This is a genomic window from Streptosporangium sp. NPDC001681 (assembly GCF_040298085.1).
Taxonomy (GTDB): Bacteria; Actinomycetota; Actinomycetes; order Streptosporangiales; family Streptosporangiaceae; genus Streptosporangium.
This window is the reverse complement of sequence record NZ_JBEOZN010000003.1, coordinates 40315-56298: the sequence shown is the minus strand read 5'-3', so window position 1 is coordinate 56298 and position 15984 is coordinate 40315. Positions and strand designations below refer to the sequence as shown.

Below are 15984 nucleotides of genomic sequence, written 5' to 3'. Positions count from 1 at the left end.
GATTCACCATCTCTTGGGCGCTTAAGGAGGCAAACGCTGCGCTTCCATGAGACGTCTGATCCGACTCGCGGGCTCGCCGCTGGGAGTGTCAATGATGGATTCGCAAAAAATCCGTCTTGAAATGGCAAGGTCGGGACTGGCCGAGCCTCCGCTCGCCAGAGGCTTTGCTTTTTTCCGAAAATCAGTCGTTACTATGATAAATTCGGAAAATAGTTCGTCCGCTGTCGGAAGCGCAAAGAACATCTGTCCGACGCCGTGCCTCTGTTGTGGCAGTTGGGGGGCAAGAGGATGGCGAGGAACGAAACCTGGGGCGCCGATTCCGAGGAGGATCAGCGGCTGCGTACTCTCGCGCTCGCCTCCGTCGGCCTCGGCGAGATCGAGGTGCTGAAGTACGCGCTGGACCAGGCGGTCGCCGAACTGCGTGGGTTGAGCGGGATGGTGCACTGGTCCGGAGCGCGGGTCGTCCGCGGGGGGCCGCGCCTGCTGGTGGCCTCCGGGGTGCCTCCCGCCCAGTTGCAGACGTGGGGGGAGGAGATCCGGAACGTCATCGTCCGGGCGCTGCGCGACGGAGCGCCCGTGTGCACGTCCGTCGCCCCAGGCGCCGGGCGCGAGAGCGCTGAGGAGACGTCCGCGGCCATACCGCCCACCGCGACCCTGACGGCCGTGCCGCTGCGCGTCCGCGACGCGCCGGTCGGCGTACTGTCCGTACTATCCTGCGGGCCCGCCAAGCCCACCGGCCGCCAGCGGGCGTTCCTGCGATCGCTGGCCGACTGGCTGGCCCAGCGGCTGGCCGGATCCGACTCAGACAGCGGATACCCGCGGCGGCAGGACCTCTCCACCGACTCTCATCTCCGGCAGGCGCTGAAGGCGACCAGGATCGGATCTTGGGACTGGAACATCCTGACCGGCGAACTGCGCTGGGACGAGGCCGGCCTAACCGTGATGGGGATCGATGTGGACAGCGGCCCCCACACCATTGACTACTGGGTCAACCTCATCCACCCAGATGACTATCCCCGGGTGATGACCGCAACCGAGGAGGCCGTCCGCACCAGGGGACTGTTCGAGATCGAGTATCGTGCCCGCCGCCCGGACGGAACCACGGGCTGGGTGCAGGAACGCGGCCGGTTGGTACTGGATGAGGCCGGCGAGCCGGCACACATGATCGGCACGGTCTGGGACACCACGGAGAGCCGTATCGCCCGCGAGTCGGTCAGCCACGCGCTGCGCTACATGAGCGACGCCTTCCTCGCGGTGGACCGCGACTGGCGGATCACCTTCGTCAACCTCGACGCCGAGCGCCTCCTGGGGGTCACCGACCCCTACGGTCAGGTGCTGTGGGACCTGCCGACAGGAAAGTCGCCCGACCTGCGGGCGGCGTGCCACCGGGCCGCCGCCGAGCGGGAGCCCGCCACTCTCGACGTGCAGTGGCCGACCGACAGTCGCTGGTACCACGTGCGGCTGGTGCCGGTGCCCGACGGCCTGACCCTCTATCTCGCCGACGTCACCGACAAGCGCCTGCGCGACGCCGAGCGCGAGGCCGCCGAGCAGGCCGCCGCCGAGCGAACCGCCTGGGTCCAGGAGCTGACCCGAGCCCTCGGCGACGCCGTGACCGCCCGTGACCTCGTGCGGGTCATCGCCGAGCGGGTGCTGCCGCCGTTCGGCGCGGCGGGACTGATCGTGCTGACCGTCGACCACGATCGCCTGCATGTGGCCGGAGCCTTCAACCACGCCGCGGACATCCTTGACCGGCTGGAGGACCAGGTGCTCATGGAGCCGTCCCCCCTCTCCGACGCCCTGCGATCGCGTGCCCCGGTCTTCATCACCTCCAGGGCCGAGCACGACAAGCGCTATCCGAACCTCGCCCGCTGGATGGCCCGCAGGAGCGTCGACGACTCGGAGAAGAACGCCTGGGCGATCCTGCCGCTGCTCGTGCCCGGCCAGTACCGGGGGTGCTGCGTGATCTCCTTCGACCGGCCCCACCACTTCCCCGGCGAGGAGCGTACGCTGCTCACGGCGCTCAGCGGGCTGATCTCCCAGGCCCTGGTACGAGCCCGCCTCTACGAGGTGGAGCACACCCGCGTCCAGGAGCTGCAACACCTGCAGGCGGGGCTGCGGGAGTCCCTCGAACGGCAGCGGTGCTTCACCGCCGACGCCTCCCACGAGCTGCGCACCCCGCTGGCCGGGCTACGAGCCCAGCTGGAGGAGGCGCAACTCCACCCTGAGGAGACCGACCTCGGCGAACTGCTCGAACACACCTTGGGCGATGTGGACCGATTGCAGGCCATCACCACCGACCTCCTCCAACTCGCTAGGCAAGGGGCCGACCAGGCCGCCGCGCTGGAGAACGTCGACCTGGCACGGCTGATCGAGACCGAGGTGCCCCGCCGCATGCACGATCTGCACCCGGTGCGGCTCCGGCTCGAACCCGGCGTGATAGTCGACGCCGTCCCCGGGCAGATCGGCCGGATACTGACCAACCTGCTCGACAACGCCCAGCGCCACGCGGTAGGCCGCGTCGATGTCGGGCTGCGCCGCAGCGGTGACAGCGCCGAGCTCACCGTCACCGACGACGGCCCGGGAGTCCCAGCGTCAGAACGCGAGAACATCTTCCAGCGTTTCGCCCGGCTGGACACCGCCCGCAGCCGCGACACAGGAGGCACCGGCCTCGGCCTGGCCATCGCCCGCGACATCGCCCACGCCCACCACGGGACCCTGCACGTAGAAGCCCCGCCCACCCGCGGCGCGCGCTTCATCCTCCGCCTCCCGCTCACGAATCAGGGGTGAGGAGACCGCCGGGAACCGCTATCGCGCCGCTCGGCGAACCGGTCCCATCCGCACCCGATAGTGCAGCGTGTACGCGCGGGTCCCCAGACCCCGCGCGAGCTGCGCCACAGGCTCACCCATGGACCGGGCGGCCCCCGGGCTCGCCGCGCCAGACCTCGGCGAAAATCTCGATAACGATGTCGTTGTCACTTCACATGACACAGCATGTCTGTGTATCGCGTTCACGTAATCCTCCCTCCGCCAGGCCGAAGGCCCGCAGGTGTGACGGCGGGCACGCCCATGACGGATCAGTGTCGAAGGAAATGTGATCGTGTCCCCCGTACATCACGAGAAGGTCTTCGAGGACGCGATCGAGTCGGCGCTGCTCGGGGCGGGCTGGTTGAGAGGCGCGAACCACCTCTACGAGCGGGAGCTCGGGTTGAACACCACCGAGCTGCTGCATTTCGTGCGGACCAGCCAGCGCAAGGAGTGGGAACGGCTGGTCACCATGCAGGCCGGGGACGACGAGGGGGCCGCGCGGCGGCTCGCCGACGTGGTGGCGAAGGCGATCGACGACGAGGGCGCCCTTGAGGTGCTCCGGCACGGGGTGAAGGACGGGGCATCACCTTCGTCTTCGGCACCGACCACGTCGAGACCCTGCATGTCCAGACCCTGCTGGAGAACCTGGACCCGCTCGGCCGCTGACACCGGCACCCGCCGAGGGCGGGCCGGCGGAGCCGGCGTAAGCCGATCTTCCGCTCCCGACCTCGCGTCGGGTCTGGACCGGGCCGGAGTGGTCCCGCGCGTGATCCGGCTCGGTAGTCGTACGATCTTCATCACAGGCGGCCCCGTATCCGACCCGACACGGAAGGCGACGACATGGCCAGGACCTTTCAGCATCGCATCTACACGATCCAGGAGGGCCTGCTGGAGGAATGGGTGGAGAAGTGGCACTCGCAGGTCGTGCCGCTCCGCCGCGAATTCGGGTTCGAGGTCCACGGCGCCTGGCTGGATCACGAGCGGAACCAGTTCATCTGGGTGCTCTCGTACGACGGTCCGGAGAGCTTCCAGGAGCGGAACCAGGAGTACTGGGACTCCCCCCGCCGCGTTGCGATGGACGTGGACCCGGCGCTCTACCTGGTGGGCCGGATCATCCGCGACGTGACCCCCGTCGACTGAGGCCGACGGGGACGGTTCGACCGTCACCCACACCTGTCGCTTCGCGATACGCGGCTTGGCAGGTCTGGCCGTCCCGGAGCTCGTGGGTGCGCTTCTACCGTGCTGTCGTATGGACACTCCAGATCTCCTCATCCGCAACGCCTCCCTCCGTGGCCGTCCCGGCAGGTGGTCGCTGGCGGCGACAGGCGGGCTGCTCAGCCTCGTCGCCGAGGACGACCCCGATCTCGGCCCGGCGGCCGAGGTGACCATCGATGCCGACGGCGCCCTGGTCACCGAGCCCTTCGTGGACGCCCACCTGCACCTGTGCAAGGCGCACACCCTCGACGCGGCCGGTCCCGTCGCGCTGTCGGAGTACACCGACGGCACCATGGGGGCCGCGATGGGAGCCATCGAGACGGCCGCCGCCGTCAAGGCCGGTCAGACGCGGGAGGCCGTCCTGGAGCGGGCCCGGCCGGTGCTGGTGGAGTCCGTACGGCACGGTGTCCGGGCCGTGCAGGCATTCGCCGACATCGATCCGGCGGCGGGGCTGACCGGGGTGGAGGCGCTGCTGGCGCTGCGCGAGGAGTTCCGCGGCGTGGTCGACGTGCGGGTGGTGGCGTTCCCGCAGGACGGCCTGCTCCGCGAGCCAGGCACCGAGGAACTGGTCACCGAGGCCGTACGGCTCGGCGCCGACGTGGTGGGCGGCATCCCGTGGATCGAGTGGACCGACGCCGACGCCGCCGAGCACGTACGACGCATGGTCGATCTCGCGCGGCGGCATGGGCTGCGCGTCGCCATGCTGGTCGACGACGCCGGGGACCCGGGGCTGCGGACGACCGAGATGCTCGCGCGGGAGTTGCTGGAGCGGAACATGATCGGGCGTGGCAGCGCCCAGCACGCGCGGGCGATGGCGCTCTATCCCGAGCCGTACCTGCGGCGCCTGGCCGGACTGTGCCGTGCGGCGGGGCTCGGTTTCGTCAGCGACCCGCACACCGGACCGCTCCATCTACCGGTCTTCGAGCTGGCCGGCGCCGGGGTTCCGGTCGCGCTGGGGCAGGACGACATCGAGGACGCCTACTACCCGTTCGGGCGGCACAACCTGCTGGAGGTGGCGTTCCTGGCCGCGCACCTGCTCGACGCCCGCACCGACGCCGCCCTGGAACGGCTGTACGACATGGTGACCGTCGATGCCGCGCGGGTCGTCGGCCTGCCCGCCCACCGTCTGGAACCCGGGGCTCCCGCCGACCTCGTCGTCCTTGAGGGGCGGACCCTTCGTGAGGCCCTGACCCGGCACTCGCCGCCCCGCCACGTCGTCGTCGCGGGCCGGGTCGTGGCCTCGTCCACCCGGCACACCGCTTTCGGAGCCGGTGTCCCGCACTGAGGGGGACAGCAGCGTCACAGGTGGCTATTGACGCATTCTCGCAGGCAGGTATCTTTTTCTATAGGAAAGTTTCCTAAAGGAAACCTTGCGGGACACTTCCGCCGCACCGAGAAGCACGGAGGAAGCACACGTGAAACCAAGGAAGTGGGCCACGGCCCTTTCCAGCACCGCACTGCTCACCACCGCCATTCTGATGAGCACGGCCTCCACCGCCCACGCGATCCCGGACAACTGCATCACCCAGGTAGCGGGATCGACGGTTTCCAGCTACTGCGCGAGCGGCACCGGAGAGCATCAGGTCGCCGTGACCGTCCTCCACGTCAACCCGGCCGTCGGATACGTCTACAACGTGGGGCCGTGGCAGCCCGCGGGGGTCACCTCCACCGCCACCCTCCCCCCGGGCACGATCGTGTCCCTGCGAGTGAACAAGCGCTGAGAACCGCTCGGGCGGGGTCCCTCCGGCCGGAGGGTCCCCGCCTGCCGGCGATACCCGTGCTACGGCGGGCCTGGACGACGCCCTCCTCGGTGAGCGTCCGGCCGTCGGCCGCTGGACCTCGACCGCTCAGCCGAGGGGGTTGTCCTTCTCCAGCAGCCTCTCCATGGCGGGCCCGTACATGCGGGCCTTGATGGTGCCGAGGGTGGGGCCGCTCTTGGCCGTCTGGGCGCGAGCGATCTCCATGGCGGTCTGCCGCACGGCGTCCTCGGCCACCGCGCGGTCGACGATGGCGGCGGCCAGGGCGTCATGGCCGCCGTAGCGACGTGCGGTGGTCATCGCCTCGTGCGCGGTCTGCGGGGTCAGCCGAGCCTGGATCAGCGCGGACATACCCGGGGTGAACGGGATGTTGATGTCGGCTTCCGGCAGGCACCAGTAGCCCCGGTCGGCGCGCATCACGCGGAAGTCGTGGGCCAGGGAGAACATGGCGCCGGCCGCGAAGGTGTGCCCCTGCAGGGCGGCCACGGTGACCATCGGCAGGGCCAGCATCCGCGCCAGGAGCTCGTGGACGCCGACCACGTAGTCCTGGTGCCGGTCGGCATGGGCGAACAGCCAGTCCAGGTCCAGGCCGTTGGAGAAGAACTTGCCGGTCGCGACGGTCACCAGGGCACGGGGCCCCTCCGCCTTCTCCACCTCGTCCAGCGCGGCGTTGACGGAGGCGATCCAGTCGGGGTGGAAACGGTTCTCGGTGTCCCCGATGTCGAGGATGAAGACGTCGTCCTGACGGTCGAGCGTGGGCATGACTGATTCCTTTCGCGGCTGTCGCTCATGCGCACCTGACCCGGCCCGGCGGGGGCCGGCAGCCGCACCCGCGACGAGCGAGCCGTCGAACATGAACACCTTCCTGACGTCGAAGACCGGCAGGAGCTTGCGTCAGCAACGACGCTACTAGCGAGTAACTACGGCGAATCGCATAGTACATGGAAGCGACTCACTTGTCCGCAGGATCAGCCCCGAGGAGGGAGTCATAACCCGGCGTGACGAAAAGCCCCCTTCCGGTTCCCGTCCGCCACCGGCGGGCCATCGGACCGCTCTCACCTCCGCCCAGAAGCCCTGCCACAAGCACAGGGAGGCTCTGGACTACCTGCGCGCCGGCGACATCCTCGTGGTGCCCTTCCTGGACCGCCTGGGCCGCTCCCTGCAAGACCTCATCGCGATCGTGGCCGGCCTGCGCAAGCGCGGCGTCGGATTCAAGAGCTTGCACGAGGCGCTGGACACCACCACCCCCGGCGGCCGCCTGGTCTTCCACGTCTTCGCCGCTCTGGCGGAATTCATCCGCGAGCTCATCGTGGAGGGAACGCGGGAGGGCCTGGACGCCGCCTGGATGCGCGGCCAGCGCCTGGGTCGACCCCCGGCGATGACTCCGGAGCAGATCCGCCACGCCCACGATCTGCTGAGCCGCCCCGGCAACACCGTCTCCTCCATCGCCCGACTGCCGGGAGTCAGCCGCACCACGCTCTACAAACACGTCCCCGAGCTCGCCGGTGGCGGCCGCCCCGTTCTCCAGCAGGACCAGGCGGCCCCGGCACCAAGCGCGCTCCCCCGAGCCGCAGACCGAAGGAGATGAAGAGGGCACGGGCACGAGCACCGCGCAGGGCGGGCCGCCGACCCCCAAAGGAGTGTGACCCATGCTGATGAACCGAGCCGAAACCTCCTGGTGAACAAACCCGGCCCGGCGCACCTTGCAGCGCCTGTACAAGGCGCCGCTGCTCATCGGGAATCCTACGGTTTGGGGCGCAGGACACATTTCTTACCGACACCCCATCAAGCGGCCAGCTGATGCTCCTCCTCGGTGTCACTTCGGGTGAGCCGATAGCTGGGCGCGGCGGCGGAGCGGACTGCCGCCTCAGTGGGCCAAAGAGCCCAGGCCGCTGCGGTGGCGACGAAACCAATCGCGGAAAGTACGGCGGCGGCCGCGACCATCCCGACGCTGAAGGCCAACCACCCGGCCAGTGGATAGGTGAGCAGCCAGGCCGCGTGGGAGAGGGAGAACTGCGCCGCGAAGGCGGCTGGCAGGTCGGCGGACGGCACGGCGCGCCGGATCAGGCGACCGGTCGGAGTAAGCACCGCGGATGTCGCGGCGCCCAGCAGCGCCCATGCGATCAGCAGCCATGACCACGACAGGACGCCTGCCGCCAGGCCGACGGTGAACGCGCCCAGGACCACGAAGAGAGCGACAGCCGCGGGCAGCATCACCCTGCGGTCACTGAGCCTGTCCAGCACGCGGGGCAGCAGCAGGGCGACGGCCATCGATCCGGCCCCGAACGCGCCGAGTGCGATCGAGACGTCACCTGCGGTGCGGTCCAGGTGATCGCGGACCAGGACGACGGTATTGACGATGACCATGGCGCCGGCGGCCGCGACGCTCATGTTCAGGGCGAGCAGGGCGCGCAGCTGCGGCGTGGCCCCAAAGAGCCGGGCGCCGTAGGTGGCCTTGGCGAAGGCGCCGCCGCTGCGCCGGACCGGTGTCGGCCTGGGCAGGACGACGGATACGACCAGCGCGGCCGAGGCCAAGAACCCCAGGACGGTTCCGAAGAACAGCCAGTTGTAGCTGATCAGGGTCAGCAGCCCGGCCGCGAGCACGGGGCTGAACAGGCTCTCCATGTCGTAGGCGAGCCGAGACAGCGACAGCGCCCGGGTGTAGTCACGCTCGGCCGGCAGCACCTCGGGGATGGTCGCCTGGAAGGTCGGGGTGAAGGCCGCCGAGGCGGCCTGAAGGAGGAAGATCAGGACGTAGATCTGCCACACCTCGGTGACGAACGGCAGGGCCAGCGCGACGCCGCCGCGGATGAGGTCGGCGGCCACCAGCAGGGTCCGGCGCGGGATGCGGTCGGCGAAAGCGCTGATCACTGGGGCTATGCCGACAAAGGCCACCATCTTGATGGCCAGAGCGGTACCGAGCACCGCGGAGGCGCTCGCCCCGGCCAGGTCGTAGGCGAGCAGGCTCAGCGCCACGGTCGCCAGCCCGGTGCCCACCAGGGCGATGGCCTGCGCGGCGAACAGGTGCCGGTAGGTGCGATTACGTAGTACGAAGAACATGACCCCGCCCTCTCAGGCCACAGCGGCCTTCAACGTGCTTATGTGCGCAGTTATGCACGCGTTGAACAGTAGGGAGGGCGGAGGAATTCCCCGTTCGGGCCTCAGGAGTGCCAGGGTTCGCCGGTCACCTTATGGTCGGCATGGTTCAGCGCCTCCACCACAAGGCTGCGCAGGTGCCCGTCGCGCAGCGAGTACACCACGCGGCGGCCCTCCTTCCTGAACTGCACCAGGTTCGCCAGACGGAGTTTGGCCAGATGCTGGCTGACAGCGGGCCGGGCCGCGCCACTGGCCGTAGCCAGGTCTGTCACGTCCGCCTCCCCCGCGGCCAACAGCCACAACAGATGCAGTCGCGTGGGATCGGACAGCAGGGCGAACACCGCACTCGCCTTCTCCAACTGTTCCCGATCAGGAGTCCGCTGGTGCCGATGCACGGCAGAGGAGGACGAAGGGCGCTCGCGCTCTGACATGCAGCCATCGTAGGGCGGTGGACATCCCCTCTCTTCCATGATCCGACCACGTCGCAGGCAGTGCGAGGTACACGCCGCTGCTAGTGGCCCGTCACGCAACCTTGGTCGGGTAACTGGTCCAGCCTCTGATCGGCGAGCTGGCGGCGAAGTTCGTCGTGGGCTGGGCTCGGGCGTTGCGCCAGGTTCGCCTCGGTCGCTCGTCACCTTCTGCGAGTCACGCTGCGAATAGCTCGGCCGCAGAGCCACACGCTGCAGCCCTGCAAGTACGTGTCGCCGGGCTAGGAGCGGCGCGGGTCATAGTTCTGGAACTCGACCAGGCGGATGTCGCTCTGCGGCAGCAGGGGCACCCCGCTGCTGGAGTCCAGCACCACCCGGCGGCCCAAGGGCTCGCGCAGCGTGACGCCGATCCGGTCCGTCTTCCCCATCGCGTTGCAGTCCTCCACGTTGTCGTCGCGCCGGACGTCGACGTCCACGACCACTGCCTCGGGCGTCTCATGGGCGCGCGAGCCGTACGTCGTGTCGCAAGTGCCGTGCACGTAACTCAACTGGAGCTCAGTCGGTGCGCGCACCTCGTAGGTGTGCACCTCCTGGATCCCGTCGTCCAGTGGCCGGGGCGGTCCGCCCATCGCGGCCGGGTCCACCGCCACCCGCCGGAACGGTTCCGGCACGCCCTTCACGGTGAAGTCCCACGTCGGTACCTGCACGTCCCCCCGGCTGCTGGGCATCGTGGCCTTGCCCCGCGCCACCGCGATCACGCGCAGTGGCCGGCAGCCCTTGGCCGGGCACTTCTCGTCGACGAAGGACTTGGGCTTGCTGAGCCCGGCGTAGGCGGCTGTGGCCGTCAGCACCGCCACGCTTAGCGTGCTCTCATCGGCCCAGCGTAGCTTGGCCGGGGCGGGCACCTCGACCGGGAGCTCGGTCTCCAGCTTCCAGGCGCTGTTGATCATGCTCTGTCCGACCCAGCGGGGCATGCGTTCCCAACCGGGCTCCAAGGTCAGGTTCCGCAGCGGGACGAACCCCACGATCCAGGGCTCTCTCTCCGCCGAACTCTGCCAGCGTTCGGCGACCTCATGGGCGCGGTCCGTGAACTCGTCGGCAGTGACCGGTGCTCGGGTGGAACCGCAGGCCGTCGCGAGCACGATGAGCAGTGCGGCTGGAAGCATCCTCATGATCGGTAGACGTGCCGGCAGGCGGCGCGGTTCGCTCAGCCGCGCGTCAGGAGGCACATCAGAGCCTCCATGAAAGCTGGATCGGTTCACAAGTACGGTAGGGGCTGTGCGGTCGGCCAGGCTGCGGCGCAATCGAGTACTTTCCACATCGAAACGTACGGTTACCGCGATGCGCTCAACCATCCTCACACTGCCACTGAACTGTGCTGTTGCCCCTTAACGTACGTTTCCGGTCCGTTGTTCTCCGACCCCTGACTCCGCGTTCGGCCCCGTCGACCGCATCGGCCAGCCGACCATACGCACCTCGACATCGCCGACTCCCGCGCCAAGCTGGAGATGTACGCCGGGCTCGGCATGGTCGGCACCCCGCATCCGGCCTTGATCGGTGCCGCCAGGACGACTACCCTGATCGCCGTGCTGCCGGAAGGCGGGGCCGAGGCGATCGCGTCGCGCGGGAAGAGCCCCGACCACGCCGCCATGGAGTTTGGGACCGACTGACGATGAGCGCGGAAGAGGACTTCAAGCAGGTCGGCGCCGAGCTGGCCGACCTGGGTGTAGGGATCTCCAGGATGATGGGGAGTCCCGCGCTCAAAGATCAGGCGGGGAAGGTGTTCGCGAGCCTGCAGCGCGACGGCGCGATGGTGTTCCGGCTGGTCAGGGACACCCCCGAACACACAGCCGCGCTCCAGCTGGCCGGGGCGTCCCTGTTTGACCCCTCGGGGCAGGGCAGGACGATAAAGGACTGGGTGGTCGTGCCCCACTCCTCGGCCGAGAAATGGACGGATCTGGCCGAGGCCGCCCTCAGCCGCCCACGCTGATCAGTAGGCCACGTCGACGGTGTGGCGGTAGGTGCCTGGGTCGGGCAGGACGCGGAGCACGGCGTCTGCGAGGTCGGCGCGGGCGATGGCGGAGCCGCCGCGCACCGCGTCGTCGACCCGCGTGCGGTAGTCCCCGTGCGCCGGGGTGTCGAGCAGGCGTGGCGGGCCACGATCGTCCAGTCGAGCGAGCACGTCCTCAGACTTCGTCTTCGTCGTCATCGGGGGTGTCGGGGTCGCGCAGCTCGCGGATCGTGCCGGGGGCCAGATCGGGCAACGCGAAGCTGTAGGCGCCGTGCACCCCGAGGTATCGGTTGACGAACGGCGACAGCCGGGCCATGTCCTCCTCCCGGACCGGGTAGCCCTGGGCGCGCAGTTGGCGGACCTCGGCGTCCAGGTAGACCGTGGTCCACAGAACGACGCAGTTCAGGACGAGTCCGAGAACGCCGAACTGGTTTTCCAGGCCGCGTTCGTAACGGTGGTACAGCTCGCCTTCCATCCGCGTACCCGGCGGATCTCCCACTGATGGTCGAACCGGGTCTCGGTCCGCTCGGTGTACTTCTTCACCTGCGACGGATCGGTGATGCCGAGCTGTTCGGCCACGAAGTCCAGCACCTCGACCGGCACATCGAGTCGATCAAGCCCCATCACAGGCCGGCCCCCGACATGTCGCAGAACTACCGCCCGGCCTCGTGCGCGTCGACCAGCCGCTTGGGGGCCGTCAGGCACCACGCCTCGGTGACCAGCTCGAACAGCTCATCCGGATCGATCTTCGCGAGGTGCACCACGATCCAGCCGAACCGGCCCGCGGTGAACTGGACCTCGAACACCTCCGGCCGCTCCGCCACCAGCGCGATCTGCTCATCGATCGTCGCCTTGAGACCCACGGTCTCCGTGTCTCCCCAGATATAGCCGAAACCCTTGCCTCGGACCTTCAGCGAGGTCCAGCTGCCGGAGTCGCTCTGCTGAACCTCGGGAAGCCTGTCGAGCATCTCCAGGAATTCACCAACACTCACACCCATGGGCCACGTCTATCAGAGCGCTCCGACAATCCCGCGAAACCGCCCCGCCGTCGAAGGCCACCGCGGGCACGGCCTGGGCCGGGACACACGCGGCGGATGGACGGCCCCCTCAGCCTCTCGCGCACCCGCCACCCACTCGGATCAGGTATCGCGCATCCCGCGCAGCACGATGGCGAGGCCGCCGTAGAACTCCTCGTCGGCACCGACAAGACGCGCGTGCCCCGCCGTCTCGGCCATGTACGGGAAGTCGGCAGGGGCGAGCCCGGCGATGACGGTCGTGCCCGCGCCCGACAGCGGGCCCAGATGCTCCAGCTGGACCGCGCCGATCACGTAGCTCAGCAGGCCGCGCAGCGCGATGACCCGGTCCGCACCCGCCAGGCCGGCCTCGGTGAGGATGCCGAGCACCGCCTCCGACCAGCGCAGCACCCCCGCGGAACGATGCCGATGGGTCATCGTCAGCGGCACGACGTGCGGGTGCGCGCCCACCTGGTCGCGCAACCTGCCGACCAGTGTGGTGACCCGTTCGCGCCATGACGTCCCCGGCGGCGGTGAGACGTCGACGCCGCCGAGCACCAGCTCGACCACGAGCCCCTCCACTTCCTGGCGGTCGCCGACATAGCGGTAGAGCGCCATCGCGCTCATTCCGAGCTCCGCGGCGACCGCGCGCATCGACAGGGCCGCGAGGCCGTCGCGGTCGATGACGGCGAGGGCGGCGGCGGCGATCTGGTCCTGGGTGAGCGAGCGCGGGCGTGGCATGGCGGTTGAAAGTGTACGGTATACGCCTACAATCGTAGGTATATGCCGTACGCCTACGAGGGAGTTCCGATGCGTCTCCAGCCTGGCTCCACCGTCTCCGCCCGCGAACTGTCATCCGTCACCGGCCCCGCAGCCCCCGTCCCGGACCGGGACCATCTCGTTCACCTGCAGTTCCGGCGCTTCGCCGGCTGCCCGGTCTGCAACCTGCACCTGCGCTCCTTCGTCACCCGGCACGCCGAGATCGAGGCCGCCGGAATCCGCGAGGTGGTGGTGTTCCACTCCCCCGCCGAGGAACTGGCCGAGCACGCCACGGGCCTGCCGTTCGCCGTCGTCGCCGACCCGGACAAGAAGCTGTACGCGGAGTTCGGCGTGGAACAGGCGCCCCGCGCGCTGCTAGACCCCCGGGTCTGGGCGACGATCGTCCTGGCCGTCGTACGCGGTGTCTGGACGGTCGCCCGCGGGCAGGAGCGCCTACCGTCCATCCGGCCGCGCGGCGGGCGGCTCGGACTCCCCGCCGACTTCCTGATCGCCCCCGACGGCCGGGTGGTCGCGGGTAAGTACGGCGAGCACGCCTACGACCAGTGGCCACTCGACGAGGTACTGACCCTGGCGGCCCGCGTACGCCGGGCGGAGACCCGCTGAATCAGTCACCCTCGCCGGGGAGGGGCTCGCCGGTCTCCAGCAGCGTCTTGAGGCCGGACAGGATGTGCGGCCAGCCCTCGCCGACACCCTCCAGCAGGGTGCTGCCGGGGTCGAAGCCGTCGTGGACGACGGTCAGCTTGACCATCCGGCCGAGCGGTTCGATGTCGAAGGTCACCTTCGACCTGCGCTCCTTGGCCCACTGGGCGGCGACCTCCGCACCCAGCTCCCAGACCTCGGCGAACTCCGGGGTGAAGGTGTGCCAGGAGTAGGCCAGCCGGCGGTAGGGGTCGGATTCGAGAACGACCTGCTCGGGGTCGGCGATCTTCACCCCGCGCTCCTCCCAGGTCATCGTCGATCCCACCTTCCAGTCCGACTCGAAGCCGACCCCCCAGTAGCGACGGGTGAAGGCGGGGTCGGTCAGCGCCTGCCAGAGCCGTTCCGGCGTGGTGCTGATGTAGGTCGTGTAGACGAACTCGGGGTTGCCCATCGGTTCCTGCTCCAATGCTCTCTTCAGGTCGGCGAGCGCGCGCACCCGGCCACGGTCGTACCGGTCGATCCAGCGCTCGGCGATGGCGTTGATCGGCGCGGCGTTGAGGTAGTGCAACTTCTCCCGGCCACTCCGCACCGTGGTCACCAGGTCGGCCGCCTCCAGCACCGCCAGGTGCTTGCTGACCGACTGCCGGGCCATGTCCAGCCCGGCACACAGCTCACGCAGGCTCTGCCCGTTGCGGGCGTTCAAACTGTCGAGCAGCCGGCGGCGGCTGGCATCGGCCAGCGCCTTGAAAACCTCGTCCATCTCATGCCACCCCAAACATGCAGCCATCTGGCTGCCAAAAAAATATAGGCAGCCAATTGGCTGCATGTCAACGATTCCCCCGAAGACCCGTCCGTCAGCCTTCCGCCACCGGCGCGGCCGGAAGGCGCGCCGGACGGCTCCCCCCGAGCAAGCCGGCCCGGGCCTCATCGTTCAGGCCGAGCCGCTCGACCTGCGCGAGGGCGCGGCCGGTCGGTGCCGAACATGACCTTCCCCCGGCCGTAGGTGTTCATGAAGTGCACCAGCGGGGCCGCCTGATCCAAGATCCGGGGGTGGCTCCGCCCGTGTGCGGGCGGGGCCACCCCCGGGCTCTACCGGGACGGCGTCCCGTATGACACCGTGCTCGGCACCGGGGCGTACCCGCTGGGCCGGGTGGTGAAGGTTCCCCTGCCCTGGGTGCGGCTGCGCAGCCGGGTCGCGTAGCCGAACAGCTCGGCCAGCGGCACGGTCGCGGTGATCACCACTGTGCCTGCCCGCGCGGTCGAGCCGGAGACCCGGCCGCGCCGTGCCGACAGATCGCCCAGCACCCCGCCGACGGCGTCGTCCGGCACGGTGACCGTGACCTCGGCCAGCGGTTCCAGCAACGCCATCACGCCGGTCCGCAGCGCCTCCCGCAGCGCGAGCCGGCCTGCCGTCCGGAACGCCATCTCCGAGGAGTCCTTGGCGTGGGTGGCTCCGTCGGTCAGCGTGACCCGCAGGCCGGTCACCGGATGCCCGCCGAGTGGCCCCTCGACCAGGGCGTCCCGGCAACCGGCCTCCACCGCCCGGACGTACTCCCGCGGTACCCGTCCACCGATCTCGCCGTCCTGCCGGGCGTCGTCCCCTACGTCGGCTCGACCGAGGCCGAGGCCCGCCGCGTCCACGGCGAGCTCGAGGAACTGATCCTGGACGACGGCGGCAACATCGCGCGGCTCGGTCGGGAACTGGGGCTCGACCTCAGCACCGCCGACCCCGAAGGTCCGGTGCCCGTCGACGACTTCCCCGCCGTCGAGGGCTACCAGGGCGGTGTCACCCGGCTGGTGCGGCTCAGGGCGTGGGCGCTGGAGGAGGGTGTGAGCCTGCGCCGCTTCGCCAACACGGTGTACCGCAGCCTCGGTGTCATCCACTGGCCCCCGGTCGGCACCCCCGAGCAGATCGCCGACGAGCTGGAGGCCTGGTTCCGCGGTGGCGCGGCCGACGGCTTCAATGTCCTCGTCCCACAGCACACCCGGCAGCTCGACGCGTTCGTCGACCAGGTCATCCCCGTTCTGCAGCGACGCGGGCTCTTCCGGACCGAGTACGCGACGACGACGCTCCGCGACCATCTCGGCATCACCCGGCCGAAGCTGGCGAGGGCCGCCTGACACGCACCTGACCGCCGGCGGCTGAACGACGGCCCCCGCCGGCTCCTCGTCATCCGCGCGTACGGCGTAGCGGGCGGGGGTCTACGCGGTCACGCCTGCGGAAGCAGCCGGCGTCCGTC

20 protein-coding genes and 1 pseudogene are annotated in these 15984 nt (G+C 69.6%); 9 read left to right on the top strand and 12 right to left on the bottom strand.

The features are described from left to right. The first annotated feature begins 288 nt into the window (after positions 1-288). Positions 289-2787: an ATP-binding protein gene (locus tag ABT130_RS02000; RefSeq protein ID WP_350952026.1), complete on the top strand. Its 2499-nt coding sequence runs from the start codon at positions 289-291 to the stop codon at positions 2785-2787. Positions 2788-3186: 399 nt separating this feature from the next. On the opposite strand, the gene ABT130_RS01995 is transcribed toward ABT130_RS02000, so the two are convergent. Beyond that, on the bottom strand, positions 3187-3480 hold the full coding sequence (locus tag ABT130_RS01995; protein WP_350952024.1) for a hypothetical protein: 294 nt from the start codon (positions 3478-3480) through the stop codon (positions 3187-3189). Between the two features lie 165 nt (positions 3481-3645). On the opposite strand from ABT130_RS01995, the gene ABT130_RS01990 reads away from it, so the two are divergent. From ABT130_RS01990 to ABT130_RS01980, 3 genes are all read left to right on the top strand, one after another. After that, positions 3646-3945, top strand: a complete 300-nt coding sequence (locus ABT130_RS01990; protein WP_350923471.1) for an NIPSNAP family protein — start codon at positions 3646-3648, stop codon at positions 3943-3945. 109 nt (positions 3946-4054) lie between these two features. Then, positions 4055-5305 (top strand): amidohydrolase family protein, encoded by a 1251-nt coding sequence (locus ABT130_RS01985; RefSeq protein WP_350923469.1) that lies wholly within the window; start codon positions 4055-4057, stop codon positions 5303-5305. Positions 5306-5435: 130 nt separating this feature from the next. Beyond that, entirely contained in the window at positions 5436-5741 is a 306-nt protein-coding gene (locus ABT130_RS01980) for a hypothetical protein (protein ID WP_350952022.1), read from the top strand. Positions 5742-5867: 126 nt separating this feature from the next. Here ABT130_RS01980 and ABT130_RS01975 read toward each other — a convergent pair whose 3' ends face one another. Then, a complete protein-coding gene (locus ABT130_RS01975) occupies positions 5868-6539 on the bottom strand; it encodes an enoyl-CoA hydratase-related protein (RefSeq protein ID WP_350952020.1) in 672 nt (223 codons plus the stop codon). Positions 6540-6711: 172 nt separating this feature from the next. Between ABT130_RS01975 and ABT130_RS01970 the strand changes: the two genes are divergently transcribed. After that, complete coding sequence (locus tag ABT130_RS01970) at positions 6712-7365, top strand: recombinase family protein (RefSeq protein WP_350952177.1); 654 nt, start codon at positions 6712-6714, stop codon at positions 7363-7365. 197 nt (positions 7366-7562) lie between these two features. Here the strand turns inward: ABT130_RS01970 and ABT130_RS01965 are convergent, their stop codons facing one another. From ABT130_RS01965 to ABT130_RS01955, 3 genes are all read right to left on the bottom strand, one after another. Beyond that, complete coding sequence (locus ABT130_RS01965) at positions 7563-8837, bottom strand: MFS transporter (protein WP_350952018.1); 1275 nt, start codon at positions 8835-8837, stop codon at positions 7563-7565. 101 nt (positions 8838-8938) lie between these two features. Then, the gene (locus ABT130_RS01960; RefSeq protein ID WP_350923459.1) at positions 8939-9304 is read right to left on the bottom strand and encodes an ArsR/SmtB family transcription factor; all 366 of its coding nucleotides are present in this window, start codon (positions 9302-9304) and stop codon (positions 8939-8941) included. 278 nt (positions 9305-9582) lie between these two features. Continuing rightward, positions 9583-10473, bottom strand: coding sequence for a hypothetical protein (locus ABT130_RS01955; protein ID WP_350952016.1), 891 nt, complete (start codon positions 10471-10473; stop codon positions 9583-9585). Between the two features lie 247 nt (positions 10474-10720). Here ABT130_RS01955 and ABT130_RS01950 point away from each other — a divergent pair. Both ABT130_RS01950 and ABT130_RS01945 read left to right on the top strand, forming a co-directional pair. After that, positions 10721-10971, top strand: a pseudogene (locus ABT130_RS01950) (argininosuccinate synthase); the annotation flags it as partial. A 2-nt stretch (positions 10972-10973) separates the two neighbouring features. Then, a complete protein-coding gene (locus tag ABT130_RS01945; RefSeq protein ID WP_350923455.1) occupies positions 10974-11291 on the top strand; it encodes a hypothetical protein in 318 nt (105 codons plus the stop codon). Here the strand turns inward: ABT130_RS01945 and ABT130_RS01940 are convergent, their stop codons facing one another. From ABT130_RS01940 to ABT130_RS01920, 5 genes are all read right to left on the bottom strand, one after another. Then, a complete protein-coding gene (locus tag ABT130_RS01940) occupies positions 11292-11483 on the bottom strand; it encodes an NAD(P)-dependent oxidoreductase (protein ID WP_350952014.1) in 192 nt (63 codons plus the stop codon). A 4-nt stretch (positions 11484-11487) separates the two neighbouring features. Then, entirely contained in the window at positions 11488-11787 is a 300-nt protein-coding gene (locus ABT130_RS01935; protein WP_350952012.1) for a Tn3 family transposase, read from the bottom strand. After that, positions 11715-11936 (bottom strand): DUF4158 domain-containing protein, encoded by a 222-nt coding sequence (locus tag ABT130_RS01930; RefSeq protein WP_350952010.1) that lies wholly within the window; start codon positions 11934-11936, stop codon positions 11715-11717. Before ABT130_RS01930 ends, ABT130_RS01935 begins: the two co-directional genes overlap by 73 nt. 29 nt (positions 11937-11965) lie before the next feature. After that, positions 11966-12310 carry an MmcQ/YjbR family DNA-binding protein gene (locus tag ABT130_RS01925; protein ID WP_350923449.1) on the bottom strand — a complete coding sequence of 115 codons (345 nt, stop codon included), beginning with the start codon at positions 12308-12310 and terminating at the stop codon, positions 11966-11968. A 141-nt stretch (positions 12311-12451) separates the two neighbouring features. Next, on the bottom strand, positions 12452-13066 hold the full coding sequence (locus tag ABT130_RS01920) for a TetR/AcrR family transcriptional regulator (protein ID WP_350952008.1): 615 nt from the start codon (positions 13064-13066) through the stop codon (positions 12452-12454). A gap of 69 nt (positions 13067-13135) precedes the next feature. Between ABT130_RS01920 and ABT130_RS01915 the strand changes: the two genes are divergently transcribed. Beyond that, a complete protein-coding gene (locus tag ABT130_RS01915) occupies positions 13136-13708 on the top strand; it encodes a peroxiredoxin-like family protein (protein WP_350952006.1) in 573 nt (190 codons plus the stop codon). A 1-nt stretch (position 13709) separates the two neighbouring features. On the opposite strand, the gene ABT130_RS01910 is transcribed toward ABT130_RS01915, so the two are convergent. Continuing rightward, entirely contained in the window at positions 13710-14504 is a 795-nt protein-coding gene (locus ABT130_RS01910) for an ArsR/SmtB family transcription factor (protein ID WP_350923443.1), read from the bottom strand. A 329-nt stretch (positions 14505-14833) separates the two neighbouring features. Continuing rightward, positions 14834-15283, bottom strand: a complete 450-nt coding sequence (locus tag ABT130_RS01905; protein WP_350952005.1) for a translation factor GTPase family protein — start codon at positions 15281-15283, stop codon at positions 14834-14836. Between ABT130_RS01905 and ABT130_RS01900 the strand changes: the two genes are divergently transcribed. Then, on the top strand, positions 15188-15865 hold the full coding sequence (locus ABT130_RS01900; RefSeq protein WP_350952179.1) for an LLM class oxidoreductase: 678 nt from the start codon (positions 15188-15190) through the stop codon (positions 15863-15865). The genes ABT130_RS01905 and ABT130_RS01900 overlap by 96 nt on opposite strands. The last annotated feature ends 119 nt before the right edge of the window (positions 15866-15984 follow it).

What these genes read in the sequence shown, in the direction of transcription:
- ABT130_RS01960 (WP_350923459.1), bottom strand. Translation starts at nt 9,304, where the DNA reads ATGTCAGAGCGCGAGCGCCCTTCGTCCTCCTCTGCCGTGCATCGGCAC.
- ABT130_RS01910 (WP_350923443.1), bottom strand. Translation starts at nt 14,504, where the DNA reads ATGGACGAGGTTTTCAAGGCGCTGGCCGATGCCAGCCGCCGCCGGCTG.
- ABT130_RS01935 (WP_350952012.1), bottom strand. Translation starts at nt 11,787, where the DNA reads ATGGAAGGCGAGCTGTACCACCGTTACGAACGCGGCCTGGAAAACCAG.
- ABT130_RS01915 (WP_350952006.1), top strand. Translation starts at nt 13,136, where the DNA reads ATGCGTCTCCAGCCTGGCTCCACCGTCTCCGCCCGCGAACTGTCATCC.
- ABT130_RS01930 (WP_350952010.1), bottom strand. Translation starts at nt 11,936, where the DNA reads ATGGGGCTTGATCGACTCGATGTGCCGGTCGAGGTGCTGGACTTCGTG.
- ABT130_RS01975 (WP_350952020.1), bottom strand. Translation starts at nt 6,539, where the DNA reads ATGCCCACGCTCGACCGTCAGGACGACGTCTTCATCCTCGACATCGGG.
- ABT130_RS01920 (WP_350952008.1), bottom strand. Translation starts at nt 13,066, where the DNA reads ATGCCACGCCCGCGCTCGCTCACCCAGGACCAGATCGCCGCCGCCGCC.
- ABT130_RS01990 (WP_350923471.1), top strand. Translation starts at nt 3,646, where the DNA reads ATGGCCAGGACCTTTCAGCATCGCATCTACACGATCCAGGAGGGCCTG.
- ABT130_RS01945 (WP_350923455.1), top strand. Translation starts at nt 10,974, where the DNA reads ATGAGCGCGGAAGAGGACTTCAAGCAGGTCGGCGCCGAGCTGGCCGAC.
- ABT130_RS01985 (WP_350923469.1), top strand. Translation starts at nt 4,055, where the DNA reads ATGGACACTCCAGATCTCCTCATCCGCAACGCCTCCCTCCGTGGCCGT.
- ABT130_RS01925 (WP_350923449.1), bottom strand. Translation starts at nt 12,310, where the DNA reads ATGGGTGTGAGTGTTGGTGAATTCCTGGAGATGCTCGACAGGCTTCCC.
- ABT130_RS02000 (WP_350952026.1), top strand. Translation starts at nt 289, where the DNA reads ATGGCGAGGAACGAAACCTGGGGCGCCGATTCCGAGGAGGATCAGCGG.
- ABT130_RS01955 (WP_350952016.1), bottom strand. Translation starts at nt 10,473, where the DNA reads ATGAGGATGCTTCCAGCCGCACTGCTCATCGTGCTCGCGACGGCCTGC.
- ABT130_RS01965 (WP_350952018.1), bottom strand. Translation starts at nt 8,837, where the DNA reads ATGTTCTTCGTACTACGTAATCGCACCTACCGGCACCTGTTCGCCGCG.